Origin of the sequence: Tatumella sp. UCD-D_suzukii (genome assembly GCF_000611875.2) — a bacterium.
GTDB classification, from domain to species: Bacteria; Pseudomonadota; Gammaproteobacteria; order Enterobacterales; family Enterobacteriaceae; genus Tatumella; species Tatumella ptyseos.
Map to the genome: position 1 here is coordinate 176,671 of NZ_JFJX01000001.1, position 21,378 is coordinate 198,048.

Consider the following 21,378-nt stretch of genomic DNA (forward strand, 5'->3'; position numbering starts at 1 on the left):
CAACAGCACAGGTTCCCTTCGGGAGGCTGTGCCTGATATTTAACGTCTAACCATTGAACTGAGTTATGAGCGAAATAATTTTTGGCATTCATGCCGTTGAAGCCTTACTGGAGCGTGATCCTCAACGTTTTCAGGAAGTATATATTCTGAAAGGGCGCGATGATCGTCGCCTGCAACCGTTGGTATCCGCACTGGAAACTCAGGGGGTTGCGGTTCAGGTGACAACCCGCCAGTGGCTGGACAGCAAAGCCGAAGGTGCTGTGCATCAGGGGATTGTGGCGCTGGTGAAACCCGGCCGCCAGTATCAGGAAGGTGACCTTCCGGATCTGCTGGAAAAAACCGAACAGCCGTTTCTGTTGATCCTCGACGGTGTTACCGACCCCCATAACCTCGGCGCTTGTCTGCGTAGTGCAGATGCTGCCGGGGTACATGCCGTCATTGTGCCGAAAGATCGCTCAGCTTCGCTGAATGCGACCGCCAAAAAAGTGGCCTGCGGTGCGGCGGAGACAGTTCCGCTGATCCGTGTGACCAACCTGGCGCGCACGATGCGTTTGTTGCAGGAATACCATATCTGGATCGTCGGTACTGCAGGCGAAGCGGATCATACATTGTATCAGAGCAAAATGACCGGCCCGATGGCCCTGGTCATGGGGGCTGAGGGTGAAGGAATGCGCCGTCTGACCCGTGAACATTGCGATGAACTGATCAGTATCCCGATGGCAGGCAGTGTGTCTTCACTGAATGTCTCTGTGGCGACAGGGATTTGTCTGTTTGAAGCCGTGCGTCAGCGTCAGAGCTGATTTGCAGGGCAGTGCTCTGCAGCCCGCTCAGGGCTGTGGAGCGCTTACCGCACAGGAACCGGCATAGGTTCCGTAAAAGATTGCCTCTGCGTACCACCTCCCCGGAATGACCGTTTCACTGACCATAATAATGCGATACCAGCGGACGCCCGTCCGGTTAGCTTTATCTGCGATAGCTCGTTGTGCATCGTCCGGTGAACCCCGGACAACCACATGCACCTCTCCGGTTTTACACAGGTCGTACGTCATGCTTCGGCTCAGTTCCTGAGCATAGGGCTGCAAAGGGGGGCGGGGAACCGGTGCAGGCGTCAGCAAGGCGCAGCCGCTAAGCCCGAAAAGAAGGGGGAGTACCAGAGTTAGCCGGTGCATCTCAGATCTCCACAGGCCGGCAGGGACTTACGGTACATCGGTCAGTTATCTGCATAATTAAATGCCTGCGGGTGGTTCTGCAGGCTGCCGCTAAGGGCGGCGTATAAAACGGTTTTACCGTCAATCGACAGGGCATCGCTGATATTCAGCCACTGTAACTGTTCACGATGTCGGGCTTCATCATTACGGGCATACAGGCCGCTCATCGTGTTTTCGGCGGGGGAGTAAATCAGCGCAAAATTCTCGCTGGCACAATCATGGGGCTTGCAGGCACTGTATACCTGATAAGTAATGCCCTTGAGCGTCACCTGCTGCATCGGGCTTTCAACCCCGCCTTTTTTTATCCAGTCCGGCAGGTGCTGATGGGCAATGAGTTGAGCAAAGGCGGTGCCCCCCTGCGGACTGGCCACCAGGCTGCTCAGTGTGGGCGTTTGGGCCAGGGCAGTAAAAGAAACCCCTGTGCAGCAAAGGGTAGTGAAAAGAGCCATTGTGCTTAATTTCATAATATCCTCAGTCCGTCATGGTATTGGGTTAAGTATATCGTTAATTCTGAGGATCACCGGGTATCGGGGTATTCTGCTGCCCGTTTTACGGGGGAGCCTGCAGATATTGTGGCTGTTTTCCCCTGCCACGTGATTTAACGATTTATTTGCTTGAGTTTCGGGCACCGTACCAGTATTATTACGCGTCAATTTTTCAGCCGCATTTTAACACGTTCCTTGCTTCCATGGGCCGCGGCTGACCCTGACAGGAGGCTGAATAATCCGTAAGGAGCAACCGATGCGTCATTACGAAATCGTATTTATGGTCCATCCTGACCAGAGCGAGCAGGTTCCTGGCATGATCGAGCGTTACACTGGTGCTATCACTGGTGCTGAAGGCACGATCCATCGTCTGGAAGACTGGGGTCGCCGTCAGCTGGCTTACCCGATCAACAAACTGCACAAAGCACATTACGTTCTGCTGAACGTAGAAGCTCCGCAGAGCGTTATCGATGAGCTGGAAACTAACTTCCGCTTCAACGACGCCGTTATCCGTAGCATGGTTATGCGCGTTAAAAACGCGGTAACTGAAGCATCTCCGATGGTTAAAGCGAAAGAAGAACGTCGTGATCGTCGTGAAGACTTCGCTAACGAAACCTCTGATGACTCAAGTGCTGAGGATTCTGAAGAGTAATCCATGACGGTGGCGAATCGTCTGCGTCTGTCCGGCAATGTCTGTGGCAGAGTCGTCAGAAAGACCAGCCCCTCAGGAATTCCTCACTGCCAGTTTGTGCTTGAGCACCAATCGATGCAGGAGGAAGCCGGATTATCGCGGCATGCATGGTGTCGTATTCCTGTCATTGTCAGTGGTACAGCACACCTGCAGATTACTCAACATATAACGGTCGGCACGCAACTCATTCTTGACGGTTTCCTGCACTGCCATCAGGCAGCGACAGGACAGAGCAAAATGGTGTTACATGCCGAGCAGATTGAATTGATAGATTCTGGAGACTAGCCTAATGGCACGTTATTTCCGTCGTCGCAAGTTCTGCCGTTTCACCGCGGAAGGCGTTCAAGAGATCGATTATAAAGATATCGCAACGCTGAAAAACTACATCACTGAAAGTGGCAAAATTGTACCGAGCCGTATTACCGGTACTCGCGCAAAATACCAGCGTCAGCTGGCCCGTGCTATCAAGCGCGCGCGCTACCTGTCTCTGCTGCCGTACACTGATCGTCATCAGTAATCGGCCACTGTCCATTAACGACTTTGAGAGGATAAGGTAATGCAAGTTATTCTGCTTGATAAAGTAACAAACCTGGGTAACCTGGGTGATCAGGTTAACGTTAAAGCGGGCTACGCTCGTAACTTCCTGGTACCAAAGGGCAAAGCTGTCCCTGCGACCAAAACTAACATCGAGTTTTTCGAAACTCGTCGTGCAGAGCTGGAAGCCAAACAGGCTGAAACTCAGGCTGCTGCCAATGCCCGTGCTGAGAAAATCAACGCACTGGGTACTGTAACCATTACTTCTAAAGCCGGTGACGGTGGCAGACTGTTTGGTTCTATCGGCGCGCGTGACATTGCTGATGCAGTGTCTGCAGCAGGTGTTGAAGTTGCTAAAGGTGAAGTACGTTTACCGGAAGGCGTTCTGCGCACTACTGGTGAGTACGAAGTTAATTTCCAGGTTCATAGCGACGTTGTTGCTAAACTGGTTGTTAACGTTGTTGCTGCGTAATCGCAGACAACATACAAACGCCGGCCTTGTGCCGGCGTTTTTGTTTTCAGCGCTCTGCGTTTTTACGGTGGGTATCAACGGGCCTGAAGAAAAGTGCCATCCTGTTGACGTATAAAGAGTACCTGACCCTTTTTCGTCGCCAGAGTCAGCCCGGTCACTGTACCGCGGTCATTAATTCGTAATCTCACTTCCTGGCCGGTCTGTAAGTTACTGAGCGGTTTATCCTGGCCTTCCACATCGGCCATAGCAAACACATCCCCGACCGGTAAATTGTTGTCGCGGAATAACTGCGCCAGTGTTTGTCCGGCAGCAATATGGTAGCTATGCCATTGTCCCTGTGGATCATCAGAAGATGGCGGCGGCGAGGCTACAGTATTGTCCTGAGGGTTATCCAGTTGTGCCTGCATGACCGTGGACGATGGCGGTGTAATGGCATGTTCCACCGGAAACTGTTGTGTCTCGCCCGGCAGCAGAAACCCCACGATCAGCAAGACCACTCCGGCAAAAATACCCCAGCGATGAAACAGCGAGAGTGGGTCCATCCAGTGCAGCTTCTCTGGCCAGTGCCCCATCGCGCTGACAAACGTTGTGCTACCGTTAATTCTCTGTTTACGCATAGCCGCTCCCTTGCCCGGGGATATCCCTTTCCTGACCAGGCCTTGATATGACTTCAGTGTTTCCGTGATTCGGTTACGGATTCCGTTGTGTTGCCGACGGGCGAAATGGCCCATAGAGTTTCTCGCTTATAACACGGGTGATACCCGGGGATTGATATACCGTCATAGTGTTTATAGCAGAACGACGGATATCTGCATTTTAAGTGTCATATTCTTCATCTTTCGTAAAAAAAAGTCATCAGTGACAGGTTCGGTTTTACCCGGGAAGCATGCGCTGTTATGCTTTCGTTTCACATATAGTTGATAAATCAGGAACAGAAATGACGACTCTTTCTTTTGATAGCGTTGAAGCGCAGGCAAGTTATGGTATTGGTCTGCAAGTAGGACAGCAACTGCTGGAATCAGGTTTACAGGGTTTACAGCCTGAAGCGTTACTGGCCGGCCTGCGTGATGCACTGGAAGGAAACTCGCCCGCTGTGCCTGTAGATGTCGTTCATCGCGCACTGCGTGAAGTCCATGAGCGTGCTGACGCTGTTCGTCAGGAACGTACGCAGCAGATGGCAGCAGAAGGCCTGAAATATCTGGAAGAGAACCGTCAGCGTGAAGGTGTTAACAGCACCGAGTCGGGCTTACAGTTCCGTGTGCTGAAGCAAGGTGAGGGGGCTATCCCTTCTCGTCAGGATCGCGTGCGTGTGCATTACACCGGTAAACTTATCGACGGAACTGTCTTTGATAGTTCGGTTCAGCGTGGCGAGCCTGCTGAATTCCCGGTCAGCGGCGTGATTGCTGGCTGGATTGAAGCCCTGACGCTGATGCCGGTTGGTTCTAAATGGGAACTGGTTATTCCTCAGCAGCTGGCCTACGGTGAGCGTGGTGCCGGAGCATCTATCCCGCCACTGAGCACACTGGTATTTGAAGTTGAGCTGTTAGAAATCCTGTAATAAATTGTCGTTCAGGACAGTTATAAAGCCGGTCAGATGACCGGCTTTTTTTATTCCCGGAACCCGGACTTATCACAATTCCCGGGGTCTGCGTTATAGAAAAAATCGGTTACACTGACGGAATATGCTGAAGATAACGCACCTGTTCGCGGGGTGCCGAAAGTAATGAGGTGAATGATGCTGGAACAAATCTGCCAGCTGGCACGGGATGCCGGACTGGAAATTATGGAGATTTATCATGCCGCTCATCCTGCTGAAGTTTCGCATAAGGCTGATAATTCGCCGGTGACTGCCGCAGATATGGCTGCACACCATGTGATCCTTAACGGACTGACGCAGCTCACACCGGAGATCCCGGTGCTTTCTGAAGAGTCACCGACAGACTGGGAAGAACGCCGTCATTGGCAGCGTTACTGGCTGGTTGACCCCCTGGACGGCACAAAAGAGTTTATTCAGCGTAATGGTGAGTTCACCGTAAATATCGCACTGATAGAGCAGGGCGTGCCGGTGACTGGCGTTGTTTACGCACCTGCCAGTGGTCTGATGTATCTGGCCGCCGACGGTAAAGCCTGGAAAGAAGAAAACGGGGTCCGGACGGAGATTCGGGTACAGGAAGCCCATCCTCCTTTGGTGGTAGTGAGCCGTTCACATGGTGATGCGGAGTTAGAGGAATACCTGCAACAGTTAGGTGAGCATCAAACCGTTGCCGTTGGGTCATCGCTGAAGTTTTGTCTGGTGGCTGAAGGGAAAGCGCAATTGTATCCGCGTTTCGGGCCGACCAATATCTGGGATACCGGGGCCGGACATGCTGTCGCCAGGGCTGCCGGCGCACATGTGACTGACTGGACAGGTAAGACGCTTGATTATACGCCGCGGGAATCTTTTCTGAATCCGGGATTTCGCGTGAGTCTGTTCTGAAAATAAGGCGAACGGGATATTCACTGGTCTGACATAAAGAATGTATCTGTTTCCCGTGGATCCGCTCTGAGCAGGTTCCGCCCGTCATGCGTACAGTAGTTTCAGTTGCCGCGTGGCGGCTGCCGGGTTAAGACCCGAAGGCGCGGGCCTTAACAATCCGCGCCTGGCGCAGGTCCTCGCTGTCCCCTCACTTATCGCTCCGGCCTGACGGCCCGCCCGGATCCGCCGTCCTGGCTCAGCCGTGCTTTCGCCGGCGTCCCTGCCGGCTCAGCCTGGCCGTCACTCTGCGTTCGGCGCTGCGGATAGCGCCCCAAAACCTTCCACCCGGGCAGTGGTTCCCGTGTTTAGTCTTTTAAAATACGGAAAATGTCTTCTTATCTGATGCTAACACCGTGGGTCGGGCGACATCGCACCGCTGAGCGAGTGAATGTGGCCAGGACGAGCCGCATGGACGCGGCGAGAGGTCATGCTGAGCAGGAGCGAATCATGACCGGTCCGTAAAGGACATATGCGCGAGTGAAGGTACCGCGCAGCGGCGGGCAGGCCTGTCGCAAGGCAGGGAGTGCAGAGGGCGCGGCCAGGCGCCCTTTGCCCGGTCGCCCGTGGCGGATTACAGGCAGCAAGCCTTACCACAAAGCGAACGGAATATTCACCGTGCTGATAATAAAATATGTATCTGTTTCCCGTGGATCCGCTCTGAGCAGGTTCCGCCCGTTATACGTGAAGTAGTTTCAGTTGCCGCGTGGCGGCGGCCGGGTTAAGACCCGAAGGCGCGGGCCTTAACAATCCGCGCCTGGCGCAGGTCCTCGCTGTCCCCTCACTTATCGCTCCGGCCTGACGGCCCGCCCGGATCCGCCGTCCTGGCTCAACCGTGCTTTCGCCGGCGTCCCTGCCGGCTCAGCCTGGCCGTCACTCTGCGTTCGGCGCTGCGGATAGCGCCCCAAAACCTTCCACCCGGGCAGTGGTTCCCGTGTTTAGTCTTTTAAAATACGAAAAATTTCTTCTTATCTGATGTCTGCACCGTTGGTCGGGCGACATCGCACCGCTGAGCGAGTGAATGTGGCCAGGACGAGCCGCATGGATGCGGCGAGAGGTCATGCTGAGCAGGAGCGAATCATGACCGGTCCGTAAAGGACACATGAATGAGTGAAGGTACCGCGTAGCGGCTGGCAGGCTTGTCGCAAGGCAGGGAGTGCAGAGGGCGCGGCCTGGCGCCCTTTGCCCGGTCGCCTGCGGCGGGGTGCAGGCAGCAAGCCTTACCACAAAGCGAACGGAATATTCACCGTGCTGAGATGAAAAACAACGGACGAACTCATTACCCACAAACCTGAGACAAAAATCTTATCCGCTTTTCCGCGGATGTTTGCACCGTTAGTCGGGCGACATCGCACCGCTGAGCGAGGAAATGTGTCCAGGACGAGCCGCATGGACGCGGCGAGAGGTCATGCTGAGCAGGAGCGAATCATGACCGGTCCGTAAAGGACACATGAGTGAGTGAAGGTACCGCGGAGCGGCGGGCAGGCTTGTCGCAAGGCAGGGAGTGCAGAGGGCGCGGCCTGGCGCCCTTTGCCCGGTCGCCTGTGGCGGATTACAGGCAGCAAGCCTTACCACAAAGCGAACGGAATATTCACCGTGCTGATTAAAAAACTACAGATGAACCGAACACTCACAAACCTGAGACAAAAATCCCCCGGTTTTCCCCGGCCTCACACCCCGGCCCCCCCTTCATTTTACTGCAACATCTTTCCGGCAGAATATCTCTCCGGCTGAATGTTAAAATTTTGTGTGCAAACGCACAGTTATGATTTTTATTCTGCATTAGCATTAATAAACAAAATATAAGACTAATCCATAGCAGAATTGTGGTTTATCTGATGGGTATTCTGGCACTTTTTCGGTAACCTGTTGTCTTAACCGTGCCACCTGAAAGCAAGGGCACAGTGATACAGGACATAAGTCAGTAAGGATCAAAAGGATGAAGATTTTTCAGCGATATAACCCTTTGCAGATTGCCAAATACGTCAAAATATTGTTCAAAGGGCGCTTATACATTCGCGGAATCGGTACGTTTGACTTCGATAAAGGCAGGGTGTTACTGCCTGTCGTGAAAGATAAGCAGCAGCTTAATGTCATGTCGGAGATTAACCGGCAGGTACTACGTTTACAGACGGATTATCGGTAATAATAACGGGAGCTTCAGATGCCCCCGTGATAGCAGAAATTATTCGGCAGTGAGGCTTCCCGCAGGTAAGACCGCAGGGCGCTCATCAATACGGGTCACCAGTAATTGATCGATGCGGTAGCTGTCGATATCCACCACTTCAAATTTATACCCGGAGAACATCACGAAATCAGTGCGTTTCGGGATCTTCCTCAGCATATACATCATAAACCCGCCGATCGTTTCGTAGTTGCCGGACTGCGGGAATTCATCAATGTTCAGTACCCGCATCACATCATCGATAGGTGTTCCGCCTTCAACCAGCCAGGAATTAGCGTCACGCGCAACAATCTGCTCTTCAAAGCCCTGACCGACCAGGTCTCCCATCAGCGTGGTCATCACATCATTTAGCGTAATGATCCCGACGACTAATGCATATTCGTTCATGATAACGGCAAAGTCTTCACCGGCAGATTTAAAGCTTTCCAGCGCTTCTGACAGGGTCAATGTATCCGGCACAATCAGTGCCGAGCGGATCTGAACACCGCTATTCAGTGTCAGGCTCTGATTACCTAACACCCGTAATAGCAGCTCCTTGGAATCCACATAACCAATAATGTGGTCGATATCGTTATTACAGACCAGGAACTTGGAATGCGGATGACGGGCAATTTTCGATTTCAGCGTAGCTTCGTCTTCGTTTAAATCGAACCAGACAATATTTTCCCTGGAGGTCATTGATGAAGGAACGGTACGTGACTCCAGCTCAAAGACGTTTTCAATAAGCTCATGCTCCTGTTTACGCAGTACCCCGGCAAGGGCACCGGCTTCAACAACCGCATAGATATCATCGGGCGTAATATCGTCTTTACGGACCATCGGAATTTTAAACAGGCGGAAAATATTATTCGCCATACCGTTAAAGAACCAGACCAGCGGGCGGAACACGGTCAGACAAAACCGCATCGGATGAATAATCCGTAAAGCGATAGCTTCCGGGGCGATCATGCCAATCCGTTTTGGTGTTAAATCTGCAAATAAAATAAACAGGCTGGTGACTATCGTAAACGAACAGATAAAACTCAGCTGTTCCGCCCATTCCGGAGAGAGAAAACGTAAAAATAACTGGTTAAATGCCGGAGAAAACGCAGAATCACCCACAATACCACCGAGGATAGCGACAGCATTCAGCCCGATTTGTACTACGGTAAAGAACATCCCGGGGGATTCCTGCATGTTCAGAATGTGTTGCGCTCGTATATCCCCTTCATCTGCCAGCAGTTTCAGTTTAATTTTTCGGGCTGCTGCCAGAGATATTTCAGAGAGAGAGAAAAAAGAACTAATAACAATCAACAATAAGATGACAAGTAAGTTATCTAACATAAGAGATCCAATTTTTATACTCTTGTCATTTTTGGCCTGGGCAACACAATCACGGGTTACCGTAAGAAAATACAGTCCCGTGGGCTATCCGCGCCAAAAATGTCTGTCCCGCACCCGGGGCCGGGCACTTGTCGGACAGAAACACATCAGGATGACCTGAAGCGCCCATTATAACAGCAGCCGCAGAGAGCCTGCCAGAGGCAAAATTGATTAAATATTGGCCGGCGATATTGGTGCGGATAAAACAGGGTCAGCCTGATTTAAGGCAACCAGAGGCAGGCAGAGACCGGAAAAGTTCCGGGTAACTGCGTTTTATCTGTTGTCAGGTGTTGTGTTAGCCGGAGCATTTTCAGACAATACCTGCCTGAAAGCGGAGAGCTTTTTATCGTTTTTCCTCTCCGCTTCCGGAATGGACGACTACGCTGTAGTTGAGCAATTTTATACTGACAGAGAAATCCCCTCTGCAGAAGAGAACGGTTTTTGAACAGGAGTTTACGTGCCACGTCTACGTTTATCACTGTATGGTCTGACACTGATGTTGCTGGCTGCGCCCGCAATTCAGGCAGCGACCGTTCGGTTACAACTGGAAGGCTTGTCGGGCGAATTACAAAATAACGTCAGACTCGGTCTCGCCTCGATATCCAGTGATGAAGTTTCGGCAGACAGTCGCTTTCAGGCACGTTTGACGGATTCAATTAAAAAAAGTCTCAGCGCACTGGGGTATTTTCAGCCAGTGATCACCTTTCAGACGTTACCTGAAGCACTGACAACAAAAAATAGTGTGATTAAAGTGACGGTTGACCCTGGTCCTCCGGTCAAAATTGCCGGCAGTACCATTGTGCTGGAAGGGGATGCCAGACTGGACCCGGAATATCAGGCCTGGATTAAAAAAGGCCGCCCTGAAACAGGCACCATACTAAATCAGGGCGATTACGATAGCTTCAAAAATGGATTTTCCAGCCTGGCCCTGCGTAACGGCTATTTCGATGGTGAGTTTAAAAAAAGTGAACTTGGCGTGTCGGTCGACAGGGGCGAAGCCTTCTGGGATCTGGACTATGACAGCGGCAAACGTTACCGCTTTGGCGATGTGATTTTCCAGGGGTCGCAAATCCGTGAGGAATATCTGCGCCGTCTGGTTCCTTTTCATAAAGGCGATAAATACAGTTCTCTTGATCTTGCTGAATTAAACCGTCGCTTATCAGCAAGCGGCTGGTTCAGCTCCGTGGTGGCCTCTCCGGACTTTACGAAAGCACATACCTCAAAAGTATTACCTATCGATACCGTACTGACACCGGCGGTCAAAAATACGGTAGAAACAGGGGTAGGGTACTCCACTGATGTCGGACCCCATGTGAAAGCGACCTGGAAACGCCCCTGGGTGAACGATGGCGGGCAGAGCATGTCCTTCAGCACCTATCTGTCTCAGCCCGAGCAGCAACTGGATATGAGTTATAAAGTCCCGTTACTGAAGAGCCCGCTGGAACAGTATTATCTCTTCCAGGGTGGGTTGAAACGTACTGACCTGAATGATACCAATGCCGATACCTCGACCCTGGCGGTTTCCCGCTACTGGGAAAACAGCTCAGGCTGGCAGAAAGCATTGAACCTGCGTTGGAGGCTGGATCACTATACACAGGGAACCGTGACCGATACCACCATGCTGCTTTACCCGGGGGTTAGCGTTAACCGCACCCGTTCACGGGGAGGAATGATGCCGACCTGGGGCGATTCACAGCGTTACTCTGTAGATGTTTCTGATACCACCTGGGGTTCTGATATTGATTTTGTCATTCTGCAGGCACAGAACGTCTGGATCCGCACGCTGGCAGAAAGACACCGGTTTGTTTTCCGTGGCAATGTGGGCTGGATAGAAACTAATAATTTTGATCGTGTGCCGCCGGATTTACGCTTCTTCGCCGGGGGCGACCGCAGTATCCGTGGTTATAAATATAAAGATGTCTCTCCGCGCGATTCCGATGACAAGCTGACCGGGGCCTCAAAAATGGCGACCGGGTCGGTAGAGTATCAATATAACTTCACCGGAAAATGGTGGGGAGCCGTGTTCCTTGATTCCGGTGAAGCGGTGAATGATATCAAAGATACCGATATCAAAACCGGTACCGGGGTAGGGATCCGCTGGGCATCGCCGGTGGGGCCAATCAAACTGGATATTGCCCGTGCGGTGGGTGATAAAGATGAACGCGGATTACAGTTTTACATCGGGTTGGGGCCGGAATTATGACGCTATGGAAGAAAGTCCTGACAGGGATCCTGGTATTCTTATTACTGCTGATAGTGATTATCGGGGTGCTGATCGGTACAGCTCCGGGGCTGCACCTGGTCCTTAATAGTGCTGCCCGCTGGGTACCGGGATTGAAGATCCAACAGGTAAACGGCGGCTGGAAAGATCTGACGATTAAAGGTCTCGGGTATCAGATGCCCGGGGTCAGTGTATCCGGTGGCGAGCTTCATTTATCGCTGGATGCCCGTTGTCTGATCCATTCGTCGGTCTGTGTTAACGATATCACGCTGAAAGATGTGAGTGTGGTGGTGGATAGCAGCAAAATGGCTCCGTCATCACCGTCCAAAAGTGAGGACAAAAGCAGCGGAGAAATCTCAACCCCTTATCCGATACTGCTGCGGCATGTGGCCTTAGAGAATGTGAATGTCAAAGTCGATGACACCGCCATCTCGCTGGGGAGTTTTTCCACAGGGCTTAACTGGCAGGGCCGTCAGCTGACGCTGACCCCGACACGGATAGAGAACCTGCTTCTGGCTCTGCCAAAAACGAAAACCGCGGTGGCGAGCGCGGCGACCGATACCGTGGTAAAAACTACCGGCAGTACGGCGGTGCAAAACACGGAGACAAAGAAAGTCAGCACAGTGACGGAAAAGGTTCCGGCACAGTCTCCGGCCGATATGCTGAACGCGCTTTTTGCCAAACCATTGCTCAACCTTCCTGAATTCCGCTTACCGCTGGATATTCGTATCGATGAAATCCTGGGTGAGGATCTGCGTCTGACAGGAGACACCGACATTACGGTGAACCGTCTGCAGTTAAATGCTCAGGCTATTGATAATAAAGTCGATTTACAAACCCTGCGTATCAATGCTCAGCAGGGGATCCTGAGTGCGACCGGACAGGCGACCCTCAGTGGTGACTGGCCATTGAACCTGACCCTGAACAGTGATGTGAATATGGCTCCGGTGAAGGGCCAGAAAGTCAAACTGGTGATCGGCGGAGCGGCGAAAAAGCAGGTTAACCTGAGTCTGAATTTGTCCGGCCCGGTCCGTGCACAGCTGCAGGCGATGGCTCAGCCTGCCGTCATCGGACTGCCATTCTCTCTTCACCTGACCAGCCCGCAATTACGCTGGCCTCTGAGCGGTAAGTCCGAATGGTTGGTGAATAATCTTTCATTAGCAACCGGCGGGAAAGCGACCGACTACACTATCGCGTTCCGGAGTTCGGTGTCGGGCAGTACGATCCCTCCTGCGGATATTTCGCTGGACGGGAAAGGGAACACAGAACATTTCTCACTCGATAAACTGCATATCGGTGCTTTACAGGGGAGTGCGGATATTAAGGCGCTGGTTGACTGGACGAAAGCTATCAGCTGGAACAGTGAACTGACGCTGGCCGGAATCAATACGGCGAAGCAGTATCCGCAATGGCCGTCACGCCTTGACGGGACGATCACCACCCGGGGCAGTATGTACGGAGGAAGCTGGCAGGTCAGCGTTCCGACGTTATTGCTGAAGGGGAACGTTAAACAGAATGCCGTGAACGTTAAAGGCTCTCTGTCGGGTAACAGTTATAATCAATGGAATATCCCGGGGATTAACGTGCAGCTGGGACAAAACCGGCTGGATATTAAAGGGACACTGGATAAAAAAATCAGCCTGGATGCTGATATTGATGCCTCGCATCTGGATAACGCGTTACCCGGTCTCGGCGGCGTGGTGAAAGGCTCGGTGAAAGCCCGCGGTACACTGGAGGCTCCGGAAGTGCAGGCGGATCTTCGTGGTCAGGCATTACGCTGGCAGCAGTTGCAGGTCCATGATTTCAGTCTGCAAGGTAACGTGACTTCCGGTAAAGAAATTGCAGGCAAAATGGCACTGCGTATTAACCAGCTCCGGCAGGATACGCTGGATATTCGCAGTGTGGTGCTGGATGCCAGCGGCAGTGAAAAGCAGCATCAGCTCAGACTGACGGTTGAAGGTAAGCCGGTTTCCGGTCAGTTAACTCTGAACGGCAGTTTTGACCGCCAGCAGCAGCGCTGGCAGGGCACCCTTAGCAATACCCGCTTTGCAACGCCGGTGGGTGACTGGCAGTTAAGTAAAGCGGTCAGTCTGGATTATAAAAATACACTGAAAAGTATCACTATCGGCAGTCATTGCTGGCTGAGCCCGGATGCACAGATTTGTGTACCGGAGCCGATTGTTGCTGGCGCCGACGGGCATGCGCGTATTCAGTTAGTCCGTGTTGATCTGGCTATGCTGAAGCCGCTGTTACCCGGCACGACACAGCTTAAAGGGGTTTTCAGTGGTGATGCCCGCGTAAACTGGAAAGCCGGTTCAGGCTTACCTACCGGAAATGTCGTTCTGGACGGTAAAGGGGTAGAAGTGAAGCAGGAGGTCCAGGGGAAATTCCTGCCTGTTGCATTTGATGTTCTTACTCTGAAAGCGTCTCTGGTCAACGGCAAAGCACAGCTAGGCTGGCTTATCCGGCTTGCAAATAACGGTCAGCTGGACGGAAACATACAGATTAATGACCCGCAAAAAGCCCGTAATCTGAGTGGTAACATCAATATTAATAATTTCTCTCTCGGGTTGTTTAATCCGGTGCTGGTCACAGGAGAGAATATTAAAGGTATGCTTAACAGTCAGTTACGGCTGTCAGGTAATCTTTCTGCTCCCCGGGTGTACGGCCAGACAGCACTGACCGATGTGGATATTAACGGTAATTTTATGCCGATCGATATGACCACCGGCAACCTGAAGCTGGTATTCAACGGCGTCAGCTCCACGCTGGAAGGGATGATTGGCACACGACAGGGGAGCCTTAACCTGACAGGGAATGCAGACTGGAGTCAGCTGGATAACTGGCGGGCCAGGATTGCCGCGAAAGGTGAAAAAATCCGTGTCACTGTGCCACCGATGGTCAGAATGGATGTTTCGCCGGACCTGGTGTTTGAAGCAACGCCGGCGGCATTTAATCTGGATGGCCGGGTCGACATTCCATGGGCCAGAATTACTGTGCAGTCCGTACCACAAAGCGCCGTCGGTAATTCTTCAGATCTGGTGATGCTGGATGATAACTTGCAGCCTATTAAGCCAAAAACAACCTCTGTTCCTATAAACAGCAATTTAATCATACATATAGGTAACGATGTTCGTTTGTCAGCCTTTGGGCTGGATGCCAGCCTGACCGGAGATTTGAAAGTATTACAGGATAAAAATGGACTCGGGCTGAATGGACAGATTAATATCCCTTCAGGACGCTTCCATGCGTATGGGCAGGATCTGCTGGTTCGCAAAGGACAGTTACAGTTCTCCGGACCGCCATCCGAACCTTATGTCAATCTGGAAGCTATCCGTAACCCTGAAGCGACAGAGGATGATGTCACCGCAGGTATTCGTGTCACCGGTCTGGCAGATTCACCTAAAGTAGAAGTGTTCTCTGACCCGACAATGTCACAACAGGAAGCTCTGTCGTACCTGTTACGCGGGCAAGGTCTGGGCAGTGACGGTGACAGCAATGCGCTGACCTCGGCTTTGATTGGTCTCGGGGTTGCACAAAGTGGCCAGGTGTTAGGCAAAATTGGTGAGACCTTTGGTGTCAGTAACCTGGCGCTTGATACCACGGGTGTCGGCGATAGTCAGCAAGTGCAGGTCAGTGGATATGTCCTGCCGGGACTGCAGGTAAAATATGGTGTCGGCTTATTCGATTCACTGGCGACACTGACGCTGCGTTACCGGCTGATGCCTAAACTCTATTTGGAAGCCGTGTCTGGCGTTGACCAGGCGCTGGATTTGCTTTATCAGTTCGAGTTTCAGTAATGCGAATAATTGTCTATGGCAGTTTAAGGCGCAAGCAGGGAAATAGTCACTGGATGACCAATGCGCAGTGGTTAGGGGATTACCGGGCCGAGGGATATGAGCTTTATCATCTGGGGTTGTATCCGGGGGTGGTTGCAGGAGAAGGGAGTGTCTATTGTGAAGTCTACCGGATTGATGCCACCACACTGGGGGAGCTTGATGCGTTGAGAACCCGTGGGGGGGAATATACACGCCGGTTAATTTCTACCCCTTACGGCAGCGCATGGATGTATATCTATCAACGTCCTGTGGCCGGGCGTCAGCGAATTGACAGCGGCGACTGGCTGGAAAGGGACTGAACATCGCCATAAATAAAAAACGCCGTCGGTGCGAACCGGACGGCGTTTTTTTTCGTTCAGCAGAAATTATTTCTGTGCGCGTTTGAAAGATTCCAGAATTTCAGCTTTTGCAGCAGCAGCGTCAGCCCATCCGTCAACTTTCACCCACTTACCTTTTTCCAGGTCTTTGTAGTGCTCAAAGAAATGCGTGATCTGAGCGCGCAGTAGTTCCGGAAGATCATTCACATCTTTAACGTGATCATATTCTTTGGTCAGTTTGCTGTGTGGTACAGCAACGACTTTCGCATCTTCACCGGACTCATCAGTCATTTTCAGAACACCCACCGGGCGGCAACGGATCACTGAACCATGCTCTAACGGATACGGTGTCGGTACCAGTACGTCTACCGGATCACCATCCAGTGACAGGGTATGGTTGATGTAACCATAGTTACATGGGTAGAACATGGCAGTAGACATGAAACGATCGACAAACAGAGCACCTGACTCTTTATCCACTTCGTATTTGATAGGGTCAGCGTTCGCCGGGATTTCAATGATAACGTAGATATCTTCTGGCAGATCTTTACCTGCCTCAACCAGGTTCAAACTCATCGTTTAATTCCTTTAGTGACGTAAATTGAGTGCCCGGTATTATAGCTAACTGACAGTGAAAGTATTGTCTCTTTTTCTTCTTTCAGAGTGATCTGCCAGGAGGGAGAAGGCCGCCGGCCAGGTGAAGGGATACGATGGATAAAAACCACACAGCCGCTGCAGAAACAGGGTAAACATCGGGCTTTTGCATTCATGGCCCGCCAGAGCGGGCGTTTGGGGGGATCCACTTACCGGCGCGCGGGAAATGCGACCGGGCAGGCGAGGGTAGACGCAATCCTGATGTCATGCTGGAAGATGCACATCATGATCTATACCGCACGTCCGGCCTGCCGGTAGCGGAAGGTTAGCGCGGAGCCTGTTCCGGGTTTTCACGCATAAAACGTTCCACGTCATCGACCATTGCCGTGTTACCCACGAAGAACGGGCTACGCTGGTGGATACTCTGTGGCTTCAGCTCAAGAATACGGTTGGCACCATCACTGGCTTTCCCCCCGGCCTGCTCCGCCAGGAAGGCCATCGGGTTGCATTCATACAATAAACGTAATTTGCCCTTAGGGTACTGAGCCGTGCTCGGATACAGGTAAATACCCCCTTTCAGCAGGTTACGGTGAAAGTCAGCCACCAGTGAGCCGATATACCGTGAAGTGTAAGGGCGGCGGCTGGCTTCATCATCTTCCTGACAGAATTTAATATATCTTTTTACGCCTTTCGGGAAACGTGAGTAGTAACCCTCATTAATGGAGTAAGTATTGCCTTGCGGCGGGAATGCCATACGCTCCTGACTCAGGCAAAACAGACCGAGTGACGGATCATAGGTAAAGGCATGCACCCCATGGCCGGTCGTGTACACCAGCATGGTGGAAGAACCGTAGACCACATAGCCTGCTGCAACCTGCTGTGTTCCGGGTTGCATAAAGTCTTCTTCGGTCACCGGCGTACCGGCCGGAGTGATACGATGATAGATAGAGAAAATGGTACCGACAGAGACATTGACATCAATGTTAGAAGAGCCATCGAGCGGATCCATCAGGACCACATACTTACCATCTTCGACCCCTTCAAAGATGACGAATTCATCTTCTTCTTCAGAGGCAATTCCGGCGACGATCCCGCGGGCTTTCAGAGCGGCTTTCAGCTTTTCATTGGCGAACCAATCCAGCTTCATTTGCTGTTCGCCCTGGATATTTTCGACACCACTGGTGCCCAGAATATCGACCAGGCCGGCTTTATTAATATCACGATGAATCACCTTGGCACCCAGCTTAATAGCTGAAATCAGTGCGGTAAGCTCACCGGTGGCATGAGGAAAGTCATGCTGCTTTTCAACAATAAATTCGCCCAATGTTTTCATAACAACTCTCTGGTTTGTTAATTAATGACTCACCTGATATTAACACTAATGTAACCTTATCGGGGCTGAACAACTTAATCAATCATCTGTTTCTTAGTTGTCGGCTCAGGAGTTACACTGTAGCTGAACTTTTGGGTAATGGATCTGTTTATGCGAATTCACATTCTGGGTATTTGTGGCACATTTATGGGCGGGTTAGCCATACTCGCCCGTGCGCTGGGACATGAGGTCACCGGCTCGGACAACAATGTTTACCCGCCAATGAGCACACTGCTGGAACAGCAGGGTATTGAATTAACTCAGGGTTATGACCCGGAACAGTTGGAACCGGCCCCGGACCTGGTGATCATCGGTAATGCGATGGCCAGGGGAAATCCCTGTGTGGAAGCGGTACTGGAAAAAAATATTCCGTATCTCTCCGGTCCTCAATGGCTGCACGATTTTGTGCTGCGGGACCGCTGGGTTCTTGCGGTTGCTGGCACCCACGGCAAAACGACCACCTCAGGTATGGTGGCATGGATCCTGGAAGCTGCCGGGTTAGCTCCGGGGTTTGTGATTGGCGGTGTGCCGGGTAATTTTGATGTTTCCGCCCGACTGGGTGAAAGTCCGTTTTTCGTGATCGAAGCCGATGAATATGACAGTGCATTCTTTGATAAGCGTTCCAAATTCGTCCATTACTGCCCGCGCACTCTGATCCTCAATAACCTTGAGTTCGATCATGCGGATATCTTTGATGACTTACGGGCTATCCAGCGTCAGTTCCATCACCTGGTGCGCATCGTCCCTGGTCAGGGGAAAATCCTGTGGCCGGAACAGGACAGCAATCTTCGTCAGGTCATTAATATGGGCTGCTGGAGTGAACAGGAAACGCTGGGCGAGCATGGTCACTGGCAGGCACAAAAGATCACGGCAGATGCTTCCCGCTGGAAAGTCCTCTATGACGGTGAACAGGTAGCTGAGGTGAGCTGGTCGCTGGTGGGGGAACACAACATGCATAACGGGCTGATGGCGATGGCCGCAGCGCGACATGTCGGGGTGACCCCGGAAAATGCAGCGCTCGCGCTCAATGATTTTGTGAATGCCAAACGTCGTCTTGAACTGCGTGGACAGTTTAATGGTATCGATGTTTATGATGATTTTGCCCATCATCCGACGGCCATACTGGCGACCCTGTCAGCGCTGCGCAGTAAGGTTGGGAACAAAGGACGGATTCTGGCAGTGCTTGAACCCCGCTCCAATACCATGAAACTGGGTGTCAGTAAGGATGAGCTTGCTCCTTCGCTTGCTAAGGCCGATCATGTCTTTCTTTATCAGCCACACCATATAGGCTGGCAGGTGTCAGAAGTGGCAGAGGCTTGTCTTCAGCCGGCACACTGGAGTGCAGACATTGATACTCTGGTCGACATGATTGCCCGGGAAGCGAAACCGGGTGATACCGTGCTGGTCATGAGTAATGGCGGATTTGAAGGTATTCACCAGAAACTTCAGCAGCGGTTACTGCAGGCCGGATAAGGTCTCAGCCGGGCGAGGTGACTCGCCCGGTCTGAACGCTTATTCTGCTTCAGCCAGCTCGCGCAGATACTGAAAGATTAACCGCGCAGATTTCGGCGCTTTGTTTGCCGCCTTCTCTTTTTGTGCGTTACGGACAAAACTCCGTAGCTGCTGCCGGTCAGCGGCAGGGTAGAGGCTAATGACTTCAGCGATGGCGTCATCACCTTGCTCAATTAACCGGTCGCGGATCCCTTCCAGCTTGTGAAATAACGACACCTGCTGATTATGACGGTTTTTAAGCTTATCCAGCGCCTGGCGGATAGGCTCGACATCACGGGAGCGTAACAGCTTACCAATCAGCTGGATCTGCCGGCGACGCGCTTCTTTTTTAATACGCTGCGCCAGTTCTATCGCTTCACGTAATTGCTCATCCAGCGGAATACGCTCCAGAGAACTTTTACTCAGGTCGACAAGCTCGGTACCCAGGCGTTTTAGTTCTTCAGCGTCCCGCTTTATCTCACTTTTACTGACCCAGATAATCTCATCATCTTCATCTTCTAGCGGGTCCGGCTCGTGATCGAGCCACTCTTCGGGTTGTTTTGTCATTATCTGGCTCCTGAAAAAAGAGGCTAATGCTAACAGGTTACAGGGTGACTGCGAAATTGTTCTCTGACTCTGATAGACTGATTATATTCATACATAAGAGTAGACGGCAGATCGATGAACGTATCAACTCAGGTTGCAGAACAACGTAAAGTACTGGAACAGGCAGTTTCTCACGCGCTTGAACTGGCGAAAGCCACCACCGATGGCGCAGAAGTCGCCGTAAGTAAAACGACAGGCCTCAGCGTCAGTACCCGCTACGGCGAGGTGGAAAACGTTGAATTCAATAGCGATGGTGCGTTAGGGATCACCGTTTACCTGCAGCAGCGTAAAGGCAGCGCGTCTTCGACAGATCTGAGCCCTGAAGCTATTCAGCGGACGGTGCAGGCAGCGGTAGACATTGCACGTTACACCTCGCCGGACCCTTATGCCGATGTCGCAGAAAAAGATCTGCTGGCATGGACCCCCCCTGATCTGGACCTCTTTCACCCGCTGGACATCGACGTTGACCGGGCGATTGAACTGGCCGCAGAAGCCGAACAGAGTGCCTTACAGGCGGATAAGCGTATTGTGAATACCGAAGGGGGGAGTTTCAACAGCCATGCGAGTATCCGCGTATTCGGTAACAGCCACGGTCTGCTGAACAGTTATTGCAGCAGCCGTCACGGTATATCCGGCAGTGTGATTGCAGAGCAGGACGGGCATATGGAGCGTAACTACGCCTATACCGCTGCCCGTGATTTTGCCGATTTGAAATCTGCACAATGGGTGGGTGAGGAGTGTGCCCGCCGGACATTGGCCCGCCTGGCTCCGCGCAAACTGGCGACCATGAAAGCGCCGGTGATTTTTGCCTCTGAAGTGGCGACAGGATTATTTGGTCATCTGGTCGGCGCGATCAGCGGCGGCAGTGTCTACCGCAAATCCACCTTCCTCCTCGACGCATTGGGTGAAGAAATTTTCCCGCACTGGCTGAATATTGAAGAACGACCGCATGTCCTGAAAGGGGTGGCCTCCACGCCGTTTGACAGCGAAGGTGTGAGTACGCGCGATCGTACGATTATTGACAACGGTGTCTTACAGCAATGGCTGCTGACCAGCTACTCAGCCAGGAAACTGGGTCTGCACAGCACGGGGCATGCGGGAGGCATCCATAACTGGCGTATTGCCGGTCAGGGGCATTCTTTTGACCAGTTACTGAAACAGATGGGCACCGGGCTGGTAGTGACTGAGCTCATGGGGCAGGGCGTCAGTGCCATGACCGGAGACTACTCCCGTGGCGCTTCCGGCTTCTGGGTAGAAAACGGTGAGATTCAGTATCCGGTCAGTGAAATTACTATTGCCGGGAATCTCCGCGATATGTGGAAGAATATTGTCACTGTGGGTGATGATATCGAAACACGCAGTAATATTCAGTGTGGTTCAGTTCTGTTACCGGAAATGAAAATTGCCGGTCAGTGACCGTTTGAACTGAAAGTAAAATAATAACAGAAAGGGGGCCGCCATCGCGGCCCTGTTTACCGTAAGGAGTGAG

General features: G+C 52.1%; 20 protein-coding genes. 13 read left to right on the forward strand and 7 right to left on the reverse strand.

Annotated features, from left to right (window positions below):
• Window positions 1-65 precede the first annotated feature (65 nt).
• Entirely contained in the window at window positions 66-800 is a 735-nt protein-coding gene (gene rlmB / locus CG67_RS00860; RefSeq protein WP_025901091.1) for a 23S rRNA (guanosine(2251)-2'-O)-methyltransferase RlmB, read from the forward strand.
• Between the two features lie 27 nt (window positions 801-827).
• On the opposite strand, the gene bsmA is transcribed toward rlmB, so the two are convergent.
• Window positions 828-1,169, reverse strand: coding sequence for a biofilm peroxide resistance protein BsmA (gene bsmA, locus CG67_RS00865; protein ID WP_025901092.1), 342 nt, complete (start codon window positions 1,167-1,169; stop codon window positions 828-830).
• A gap of 41 nt (window positions 1,170-1,210) precedes the next feature.
• Entirely contained in the window at window positions 1,211-1,672 is a 462-nt protein-coding gene (locus tag CG67_RS00870) for an Ivy family c-type lysozyme inhibitor (RefSeq protein WP_235501089.1), read from the reverse strand.
• 277 nt (window positions 1,673-1,949) lie between these two features.
• Between CG67_RS00870 and rpsF the strand changes: the two genes are divergently transcribed.
• From rpsF to rplI, 4 genes are read left to right on the forward strand one after another with little or no spacing between them, the layout of a single operon-like run.
• Window positions 1,950-2,345 (forward strand): 30S ribosomal protein S6, encoded by a 396-nt coding sequence (rpsF, locus tag CG67_RS00875; RefSeq protein WP_025901094.1) that lies wholly within the window; start codon window positions 1,950-1,952, stop codon window positions 2,343-2,345.
• Between the two features lie 3 nt (window positions 2,346-2,348).
• Entirely contained in the window at window positions 2,349-2,669 is a 321-nt protein-coding gene (gene priB, locus CG67_RS00880) for a primosomal replication protein N (protein ID WP_025901095.1), read from the forward strand.
• Window positions 2,670-2,673: 4 nt separating this feature from the next.
• Window positions 2,674-2,901: a 30S ribosomal protein S18 gene (gene rpsR, locus CG67_RS00885; RefSeq protein WP_000135199.1), complete on the forward strand. Its 228-nt coding sequence runs from the start codon at window positions 2,674-2,676 to the stop codon at window positions 2,899-2,901.
• Window positions 2,902-2,940: 39 nt separating this feature from the next.
• Entirely contained in the window at window positions 2,941-3,390 is a 450-nt protein-coding gene (gene rplI, locus CG67_RS00890) for a 50S ribosomal protein L9 (RefSeq protein ID WP_025901096.1), read from the forward strand.
• A gap of 74 nt (window positions 3,391-3,464) precedes the next feature.
• Here rplI and CG67_RS00895 read toward each other — a convergent pair whose 3' ends face one another.
• Window positions 3,465-4,007, reverse strand: a complete 543-nt coding sequence (locus CG67_RS00895; protein ID WP_038024455.1) for an OapA family protein — start codon at window positions 4,005-4,007, stop codon at window positions 3,465-3,467.
• A 320-nt stretch (window positions 4,008-4,327) separates the two neighbouring features.
• On the opposite strand from CG67_RS00895, the gene fklB reads away from it, so the two are divergent.
• The 3 genes from fklB (at window position 4,328) to CG67_RS00910 (ending at window position 8,048) form a co-directional block, all read left to right on the forward strand.
• Window positions 4,328-4,948 (forward strand): FKBP-type peptidyl-prolyl cis-trans isomerase, encoded by a 621-nt coding sequence (gene fklB, locus CG67_RS00900; protein ID WP_025901098.1) that lies wholly within the window; start codon window positions 4,328-4,330, stop codon window positions 4,946-4,948.
• Between the two features lie 177 nt (window positions 4,949-5,125).
• On the forward strand, window positions 5,126-5,866 hold the full coding sequence (gene cysQ, locus CG67_RS00905; RefSeq protein ID WP_025901099.1) for a 3'(2'),5'-bisphosphate nucleotidase CysQ: 741 nt from the start codon (window positions 5,126-5,128) through the stop codon (window positions 5,864-5,866).
• Window positions 5,867-7,841: 1,975 nt separating this feature from the next.
• Window positions 7,842-8,048 (forward strand): DUF1107 domain-containing protein, encoded by a 207-nt coding sequence (locus tag CG67_RS00910; RefSeq protein WP_025901100.1) that lies wholly within the window; start codon window positions 7,842-7,844, stop codon window positions 8,046-8,048.
• Between the two features lie 39 nt (window positions 8,049-8,087).
• Here the strand turns inward: CG67_RS00910 and CG67_RS00915 are convergent, their stop codons facing one another.
• Window positions 8,088-9,410 (reverse strand): hemolysin family protein, encoded by a 1,323-nt coding sequence (locus CG67_RS00915; RefSeq protein ID WP_025901101.1) that lies wholly within the window; start codon window positions 9,408-9,410, stop codon window positions 8,088-8,090.
• A gap of 535 nt (window positions 9,411-9,945) precedes the next feature.
• Here CG67_RS00915 and CG67_RS00920 point away from each other — a divergent pair.
• Genes CG67_RS00920 through CG67_RS00930 form a run of 3 tightly spaced genes read left to right on the forward strand, consistent with a single transcriptional unit; the run spans window position 9,946 to window position 15,808 of the window.
• Complete coding sequence (locus tag CG67_RS00920; protein WP_038024501.1) at window positions 9,946-11,652, forward strand: autotransporter assembly complex family protein; 1,707 nt, start codon at window positions 9,946-9,948, stop codon at window positions 11,650-11,652.
• Complete coding sequence (locus CG67_RS00925) at window positions 11,649-15,470, forward strand: translocation/assembly module TamB domain-containing protein (protein WP_025901103.1); 3,822 nt, start codon at window positions 11,649-11,651, stop codon at window positions 15,468-15,470. Before CG67_RS00920 ends, CG67_RS00925 begins: the two co-directional genes overlap by 4 nt.
• Window positions 15,470-15,808 carry a gamma-glutamylcyclotransferase gene (locus CG67_RS00930; protein ID WP_025901104.1) on the forward strand — a complete coding sequence of 113 codons (339 nt, stop codon included), beginning with the start codon at window positions 15,470-15,472 and terminating at the stop codon, window positions 15,806-15,808. Before CG67_RS00925 ends, CG67_RS00930 begins: the two co-directional genes overlap by 1 nt.
• A gap of 66 nt (window positions 15,809-15,874) precedes the next feature.
• Here CG67_RS00930 and ppa read toward each other — a convergent pair whose 3' ends face one another.
• On the reverse strand, window positions 15,875-16,402 hold the full coding sequence (ppa, locus tag CG67_RS00935) for an inorganic diphosphatase (RefSeq protein ID WP_025901105.1): 528 nt from the start codon (window positions 16,400-16,402) through the stop codon (window positions 15,875-15,877).
• Between the two features lie 343 nt (window positions 16,403-16,745).
• Window positions 16,746-17,753 carry a class 1 fructose-bisphosphatase gene (gene fbp, locus CG67_RS00945; RefSeq protein WP_025901107.1) on the reverse strand — a complete coding sequence of 336 codons (1,008 nt, stop codon included), beginning with the start codon at window positions 17,751-17,753 and terminating at the stop codon, window positions 16,746-16,748.
• A 150-nt stretch (window positions 17,754-17,903) separates the two neighbouring features.
• Between fbp and mpl the strand changes: the two genes are divergently transcribed.
• Window positions 17,904-19,265 (forward strand): UDP-N-acetylmuramate:L-alanyl-gamma-D-glutamyl-meso-diaminopimelate ligase, encoded by a 1,362-nt coding sequence (gene mpl, locus CG67_RS00950; protein ID WP_025901108.1) that lies wholly within the window; start codon window positions 17,904-17,906, stop codon window positions 19,263-19,265.
• A 39-nt stretch (window positions 19,266-19,304) separates the two neighbouring features.
• On the opposite strand, the gene yjgA is transcribed toward mpl, so the two are convergent.
• Window positions 19,305-19,850 carry a ribosome biogenesis factor YjgA gene (gene yjgA / locus CG67_RS00955; RefSeq protein WP_025901109.1) on the reverse strand — a complete coding sequence of 182 codons (546 nt, stop codon included), beginning with the start codon at window positions 19,848-19,850 and terminating at the stop codon, window positions 19,305-19,307.
• Between the two features lie 114 nt (window positions 19,851-19,964).
• On the opposite strand from yjgA, the gene pmbA reads away from it, so the two are divergent.
• Entirely contained in the window at window positions 19,965-21,305 is a 1,341-nt protein-coding gene (gene pmbA, locus CG67_RS00960) for a metalloprotease PmbA (RefSeq protein ID WP_025901110.1), read from the forward strand.
• The last annotated feature ends 73 nt before the right edge of the window (window positions 21,306-21,378 follow it).